Here is a 6380-nt window from a genome sequence, read left to right on the forward strand (position 1 = left end):
ATAGTGATGCGAAAGCCGGACGTCATCGTTTTTCCTGTCGCGCAGGCTACTTCTTTGCGATTGTGCCCGTTGTCTTGCCGTCGACGGCATTGGCCTGTTCGCGCTGGCGGACGGCTGCTTCCAGAATTTCGCGCATCGCCATCTCGCGCAGCTTGGCCTTGATCAGATCGCTCTTGTCCGTGGCAGTGGCGGCATCGGCGGTGTCCCCATGGGCGGCGGCAACGGCCGCATCGGCGCCGTTGGTCTTGGCGCCCAGCTGCGTATCGAGATACTGGTAGCCGACCTTGGCCACTTCGCTGGCGCGAACGCCCGCATTGTTCAGGGCCGCCTTGCCGGTTTCGCAGGCATTGGGATTGCGCGTGCAGAACTGGCTGAGATCGCTGATCGTTTCGCGTGCGGCAAAGAAAGCCTCGAGCGGGCCGGGCTGGGCCGTCCCTTGCGGATTGTCCTTTGAGTCCACTGGAATGAACAGCGAAATCAAAAACATCCAGAAGCAGAACTTGATCGCAAACCTGATCAGGAAGAACATTTCAGATATCCTCTGCCAACACCGGAACTGCTTCCCAGGAGCAGCCCATGCCGAGACATTGCCACAGACAAGGCAAAAACCGGTTGAGACGCGGTTTTGCATTTGAGCGATCATAGAAACCAAGGATTAAGAAATCTTGGAGCCCGAAATGCCGGTTTTGCGATTCGACCGGCAAATCGTCGGCAACCCGAAACCCTTCATTTACCATGCATTGAAAAGCGTCCTCTCATTCGGCCGAAACCGGTTGTGCGGGACATCTGCGTCCCCGGTTTTATCCTTTCCTTAAAGCCTCGTCTGCAAAAGTTAACGGCGACATTGAAATGACCGTGACGCATCCGGCCCCGGCCGGACCGTCCGGATAGCAGGAAAAAACTGGTGCCGATTCATTCCGTCACACTGCCCAGAATTGCTGATGCCTACCGGCGCCATTGCAAACGCTGGGTGAGCACATCTGTTGCCGGCGCAGCCGAACGCGACAGGGACGCCCGCATGGCCGGTGCCTTCCTCGCCATGCCGTTCCTGCTGGCCGTTGCGCTGGCCGCCAGCCACTCCCTGTTCAGTGAAGCCGGTGGCATGCTCAGCCTCGGCGTCGGTGTTTTTGCCCTGCCGATGATTTTCTGCGGAACGCTCTCGCTGGTTCGCAACGCCGCGCGGCTGGGTCTGGCTGCGCTGGCATCCTACGGCGCTGCTATCGCGCTGATCGCCGTCATGGCGCCGTCCGCCAATCTCCTGCTCTGGATCATGGGCGCGGCGATCCCGCTCGAAGCCTGGTTCGTCATGCGCTCGCAAAAGGCGCTTGTCCTCTCCGGCGGCATTGCCGCGGCGGTGCTTGCCGTCCTCCTCGGCGTGTCCGTGTGGATGGGCGGCAACGTCACGCTGACGGCATTCTCCCTGCTGGCCGCGCTCGCTTACGGGGCAACGCTGCTGGTCCGTTCCGCCGGTGCGCTGGTGGCGCGCGGTCAGGAAGCGCGCCGCGACGACCGTGTCGCCGATCTGGAGAGCGCCGTTGACGGCGTGGTGATCGGGCTTGGCCGCGACGGCATGATCAGCGCGTTGTCCTGCAAGGCGCAGGAGCATTTCGGCGTGGCCCGCAGCCTGCTGATCGGCACGGCGCTGGTCGACCGCGTGCACGTTTCGGACCGCGTGCATTTCCTGGCATTCCTGTCGGATTTGCGCAGCGGGACGGCCGCCACGGCGGCGGAGATAAAGCTGCGCTGCGTTGCACCGGGCGATGCGGCGAAACCGGCGCATACCGTGCGCTTTGCCACCTATCGCCTCTCCGGCGTGCCGCAGAGCCGGGACAATGGCTTCGTCATCGTGGCAACGGATATTTCCAATGCGGTTGCCGACCGTTTTGCGCTCGATGCCGCGCGCACCCAGGTTGAGACAGCCGAGGTGACCAAGGGCCGCTTCCTTGCTTCGGTCAGCCATGAGCTGCGCACCCCGCTCAATTCCATCATCGGCTTTTCCGATGTGCTGCTGCAGGAAATCTGCGGCAAGCTGCCCGATGCGCGCCAGCGCGAATATGTCGAGCTGGTGCATCAGTCCGGCACGCACCTGCTCTCCGTTGTCAATGCCATCCTCGACGTATCCAAGATCGAGGCCGGAACCTACCCGATCATGGCCGAGCCCTTCGCCTTCAAGGATGCGGTCACCATGGTGCATGACATGATGGCGCATCAGGCCTCGCAGAAGAACGTGACGCTGTGCGACCGCGTCAGCCGCAACATCGGCATTGTTGTTGCCGACCAGCGCGCCATCCAGCAGGTGCTGATCAACCTGGTGTCCAATGCGGTCAAGTTCACCGAGAGCGGCGGCGTGGTGACCATCGACGCCGGGCTGCATGGCGACATGCTGGCCTTCTCCGTCAGCGATACCGGCATCGGCATTGCCGAGGCGGATCTTCTGACGCTCGGCCAGCCGTTCCGCCAGGTGCAGAACGATTACACGCGCAGGCACGAAGGCACCGGCCTTGGCCTTGCCACCGTCAAGGGCCTGATCGGCCTGCATGGCGGCCAGATGGACATCCGCAGCCGTCCCAGTGAGGGCACGGTGGTGAATGTCCTCATTCCACTCGCCGGTCCGCGGATCGAGCCGGTTCCGGCGGAACCGGTCAATATCGTCGAATTCCGGGCCGACGGCGACAGTGAGGGAGGTTCGCATGCGCAAGCCCGCAAATCGGCCTGACAGCCGGAAGCGCCGCGCCCCCAAGCGCGGCCACATGGCCCGTATCGCCATCGGGGCAGGCGGGCTGATTGCCCGCAACCCGACGATCACCGGCGGCGCGACGGCCTTTCTGGTGACCCTCGGCTTCATCTCCGCCAATGCGCTGTGGTACCAGCCGCAGGTGCATGACGGCGTGTTCTTCCGCACCCGGCCGGAACTGGTGTTCAAGCCCATCAAGCACGATGGCGGCGTGTTCGGCACACCGCAGAAGCAGAGCGCCGTCGATGCGCCGGTGCGCAAGGTCAATTCGGTTCCCGTGCCGCAGGGCAATCCTGATCCCGTCGCTGCGGCCATCAACAATGCCGCCGGCAATGGCGGCACGCCCGTGCTGGCACCCGGCGGCGATCCGGAAGTGGCGAAGATGCAGCAGAAACTGCTGTCGCTCGGCTTCTACAACGGCGCGGTCGACGGCCTCGCCGGCAAGGGCACCCGCGCCGCCATCGAGGCCTACCGCAAGGCTTCGGCCGACATGGGCATCGAGACGGCCCAGCCCGCCGTCGGCAGCGCCAGCGACACCACCGCCAGCATTGCGATCCCGGCCGCCAAGCCCGGCCACTCCGCCGAAAAAGCCACCGTCCAGACCGTATCGGCCACCCCGGCCGACAAGCTGACGGCGGGCACCGCCCAGCCGCCCGCGGGCAGCAGCCTCGCCCCGGCGGAAATCGTCCGCATCCAGGCGGGCCTGCGCGCCTTCGGCAATGACAAGGTGGAGATCGACGGCAAGGTCGGCGCCAGCACCAAGACCGCCATCCGGGAATTCCAGAACCTGTTCAAGCTGCCGGTCACCGGCGAGCCCGATGCGAAACTGCTGGCCAAGATGCAGGAAATCGGCCTGATCAACTGATGAGGCTGGGCATGGGCGGTGACGGCATATGCGTCTGACATCGGAATTCTGGGTTTCCGCGCTGGTGCGCCGCATCAACGGCGGCGGTGCCTTTGCTGCGCTTGCCAACAAAGGCGCGGCGGAAGCCGGGGCGATCTTCATCAAGTTCCGCAATGCCGACGGCAGCTACGACCTGTTCGGCCCCGCGCCGCAGATGGTCTATGACGAGACCAAGCCGGACGAGCGGCAGTTCACCCTGCTGCAATCAGCGGTGGCTGAAGCCGAGGCGGATGCGGCGCTGGACAAGCAGAAGCGCTGGGACCGGGATCTGTGGATCGTTGAGATCGAGGATTATCGCGGCGAGCGCGGCGACCTGTTTCCGCTCGCCCGCGACTGACCACGGACGGACGGTTGTTACGACACCCGGCGCTTGGCCGGGCCGGGCGCTGTGCCGCCGCGTTCGAAATCCGCCGCCATTTCCCGCAGTTTCTGCCGCAGCTTCTGCGAGTTTTCCTCGGTCTTCCAGCGCTGGATCGTCGCCTGCGCCTTGTCCTGGTCGATCTGGCGGTAGGACTGCACGAACAGGCGCAGCGAATGCAGATCCTTGTGCACGAGGCCGAACAGGCCGGTCAGCACCAGATGCGCCGCTTCCGCCGAAAGTCCGAGCGCGGCGAGCGCGATGGTCAGTTCGGCATTGAGCCCGTGGCCGATGATGCGCTCGGCGGTTTCACCGTCGAGATCGAGCGCCGTGGTGAAGGCGGCGCGGAACGTATGGGTTTCGTCGAGCAGGGCGGCATCGATCAGCTGGTCGGCCAGGGCCTGATCGGTGGAATGGCCGGCATCGGATGCGCGCATCAAAGCGCGCAGCGCCTCGCGGGTTTCGCGCAGGCGCGGCGATTCGGGTTCGGCACGGTCCAAGGCTTCATTCTCCTCATGGGCGGGCAATCCGCTCTGCAGCGCCAGGGCGCGGTCAATGGCCGGGTCGTGCAACTGGCGCAGGGTCTGCAGCAGCGCGGCGTCCTCCACCGTGCGACGGGCGATGACGCGGGCATGGCCGATGCCCCGGCGTTGGATCAGGCCGATGAGGTCGCCCGGCTTGAGCACCGGCGAGCGCAGGAGCAGCGGCGCGGAGATATCCACATCATCCTCGGCGAGCGCCAGGATCAGGCGTTTGGGCGCATGCGGCATTTCGGACAGGGCGGCGGCGGCATGGCGGCGCACGCGCGGCGAGGCGAGGGCGAGCAGCGGAACGGCGAGATCCTCCAGCTGCTGGGCATCGCTCTTTGCCGGTCTTGCGACGCAGCAGAAGGCGGTGATCGATGCGGTCAGGAGATCGTCAGCCTTGCTGCCGCCATTGCGGTCTTCAAGTGCCCGAAACTCAGGATACTTCACGAACACACTCCACTCGATTACGCACGACGCTGCCAAACAATGGCTAAAATGAGCCATGAAGCGTTAGCAATCCGTTAACCCTGCGGGTGTCTAATGAAATTATGCGCGAAATGATCGCGCGCGAGCGGACCGGGACCGGTCCGCACCCCCGACGGGGAGCAAGGCAGCCAGGTTGTCCGGCGCTTTGGCCGGATGCCAAGACCAGCATGAGCGTTTGCGTATCAAGGAGATCAACGAGCCGAACGGATGGATGAAATGGGGTTTGTCATTGCCTTTCCAGGCAGCGCCTCGCGGCGCCGCACCACCACCGAGACGAAGCGGCCGGCAACCGCGCAGATCATGATTTTTCCCGGCGTGCGCTATGAACGCCCGGCGCTGCCCGCCCGCCCGCGCGACACGGACAAGCCGGGCCACCGGTTTTTCGATCCGACACCGCAGCCGGGTTAGGGCTGGCGGGACATTCAGCGCAGCCCGTATGGCCGCTGCGGATGGGAATATTGCGCCGCGCTGGTGCACCCGCTCACTCCTGATGTTCGAATCGCGGCATTGTTTTCAACCGTGACGCGTTCACCTGTTTGGTGTGTTCTTGCACCATAAACTACTATTGGTTGCAGTCAGACTGCCACTTAATACAACCAACAATACGTAAATTATTGTTTTTTTGCCACACAGGGTAGAAAAATCCTGATCACTCAGGTTGTACTCTTGCGCTTTCGGCTTCATTCTGAATCAATAGGCGCTAGTAAGTATTGTATTGATTCGTTTTTTTGACGGCATTTTATTTTAGCCAACAGTATATTGGGAGCTATATTTTATGATTTTTCACGCCATAGCTGCGGTTGCACCCGCACGTCCAAATTTTCTTTTCACTTTCCGTAACCATCTCCTGTGCAGCGTCTGCACGGCCATGCTTCTGGCGGGGTCTGTGGCCATGGCGCAGGGGCAACCTGGTGCAAGGGAGTCGTCCGGGGTCGCGGAATCCAATAGGTTAGCTATGCTTGCAGGAGAGGCTATCCTCAATGAGGCTGAGAAGAATCAAAAAGAAAAAAAAGAAAAAGAAGCAAAGTGGCAAATAGATCGCGTCGAATTAAACAAGCAGGGCAAGGTAGAGGCGGAACAGCGTTCTCTGGAGCAGTCGCAGAAGAATGCGAGCGAGAAACAAGCAGAGGACAAGAAAGCCCTGGATGAAAAGAATGCACAGGCTCTAGCGAACGCGGCAGCCATGGAGCGGGACGAGGCCAGGGTGGGAGATGAGTTTAAAAGAAAGCAACAAGAGAAAAAAGCAAAAGAAGAAAAGTGGCAGAGAGATCGCGCCGAATTAAACAAGCAGGGCAAGGTAGAGGCGGAACAGCGTTCTCTGGAGCAGTCGCAGAAGAATGCGAGCGAGAAACAAGCAGAGGACAAGAAAGC

At 62.3% G+C, this 6380-nt stretch carries 6 protein-coding genes and 1 pseudogene; 5 read left to right on the forward strand and 2 right to left on the reverse strand.

What is annotated here, in order from left to right; genetic code table 11:
* Nucleotides 1-46: 46 nt before the first annotated feature.
* Nucleotides 47-529, reverse strand: a complete 483-nt coding sequence (locus tag ACIQWS_RS04765; protein WP_346307913.1) for a DUF5330 domain-containing protein — start codon at nt 527-529, stop codon at nt 47-49.
* 375 nt (nt 530-904) lie between these two features.
* On the opposite strand from ACIQWS_RS04765, the gene ACIQWS_RS04770 reads away from it, so the two are divergent.
* From ACIQWS_RS04770 to ACIQWS_RS04780, 3 genes are read left to right on the forward strand one after another with little or no spacing between them, the layout of a single operon-like run.
* Nucleotides 905-2716, forward strand: coding sequence for a sensor histidine kinase (locus tag ACIQWS_RS04770; RefSeq protein WP_403170893.1), 1812 nt, complete (start codon nt 905-907; stop codon nt 2714-2716).
* On the forward strand, nt 2691-3599 hold the full coding sequence (locus tag ACIQWS_RS04775) for a peptidoglycan-binding protein (RefSeq protein ID WP_403170896.1): 909 nt from the start codon (nt 2691-2693) through the stop codon (nt 3597-3599). Before ACIQWS_RS04770 ends, ACIQWS_RS04775 begins: the two co-directional genes overlap by 26 nt.
* Before the next feature lie 28 nt (nt 3600-3627).
* Complete coding sequence (locus ACIQWS_RS04780; protein ID WP_403170902.1) at nt 3628-3975, forward strand: DUF1491 family protein; 348 nt, start codon at nt 3628-3630, stop codon at nt 3973-3975.
* Between the two features lie 17 nt (nt 3976-3992).
* Here the strand turns inward: ACIQWS_RS04780 and ACIQWS_RS04785 are convergent, their stop codons facing one another.
* The gene (locus ACIQWS_RS04785; RefSeq protein WP_403170906.1) at nt 3993-4970 is read right to left on the reverse strand and encodes a DUF2336 domain-containing protein; all 978 of its coding nucleotides are present in this window, start codon (nt 4968-4970) and stop codon (nt 3993-3995) included.
* A 255-nt stretch (nt 4971-5225) separates the two neighbouring features.
* On the opposite strand from ACIQWS_RS04785, the gene ACIQWS_RS04790 reads away from it, so the two are divergent.
* Both ACIQWS_RS04790 and ACIQWS_RS04795 read left to right on the forward strand, forming a co-directional pair.
* A complete protein-coding gene (locus tag ACIQWS_RS04790) occupies nt 5226-5417 on the forward strand; it encodes a hypothetical protein (protein WP_403170910.1) in 192 nt (63 codons plus the stop codon).
* Between the two features lie 367 nt (nt 5418-5784).
* A pseudogene (locus ACIQWS_RS04795) lies at nt 5785-6380 on the forward strand (hypothetical protein); the annotation flags it as partial.

It is taken from the genome of Phyllobacterium sp. NPDC097923 (genome assembly GCF_044760925.1).
GTDB classification, from domain to species: Bacteria; Pseudomonadota; Alphaproteobacteria; order Rhizobiales; family Rhizobiaceae; genus Phyllobacterium; species Phyllobacterium calauticae.

What these genes read in the sequence shown, in the direction of transcription:
- ACIQWS_RS04765 (WP_346307913.1), bottom strand. Translation starts at nt 529, where the DNA reads ATGTTCTTCCTGATCAGGTTTGCGATCAAGTTCTGCTTCTGGATGTTT.
- ACIQWS_RS04775 (WP_403170896.1), top strand. Translation starts at nt 2,691, where the DNA reads ATGCGCAAGCCCGCAAATCGGCCTGACAGCCGGAAGCGCCGCGCCCCC.
- ACIQWS_RS04780 (WP_403170902.1), top strand. Translation starts at nt 3,628, where the DNA reads ATGCGTCTGACATCGGAATTCTGGGTTTCCGCGCTGGTGCGCCGCATC.
- ACIQWS_RS04790 (WP_403170910.1), top strand. Translation starts at nt 5,226, where the DNA reads ATGGGGTTTGTCATTGCCTTTCCAGGCAGCGCCTCGCGGCGCCGCACC.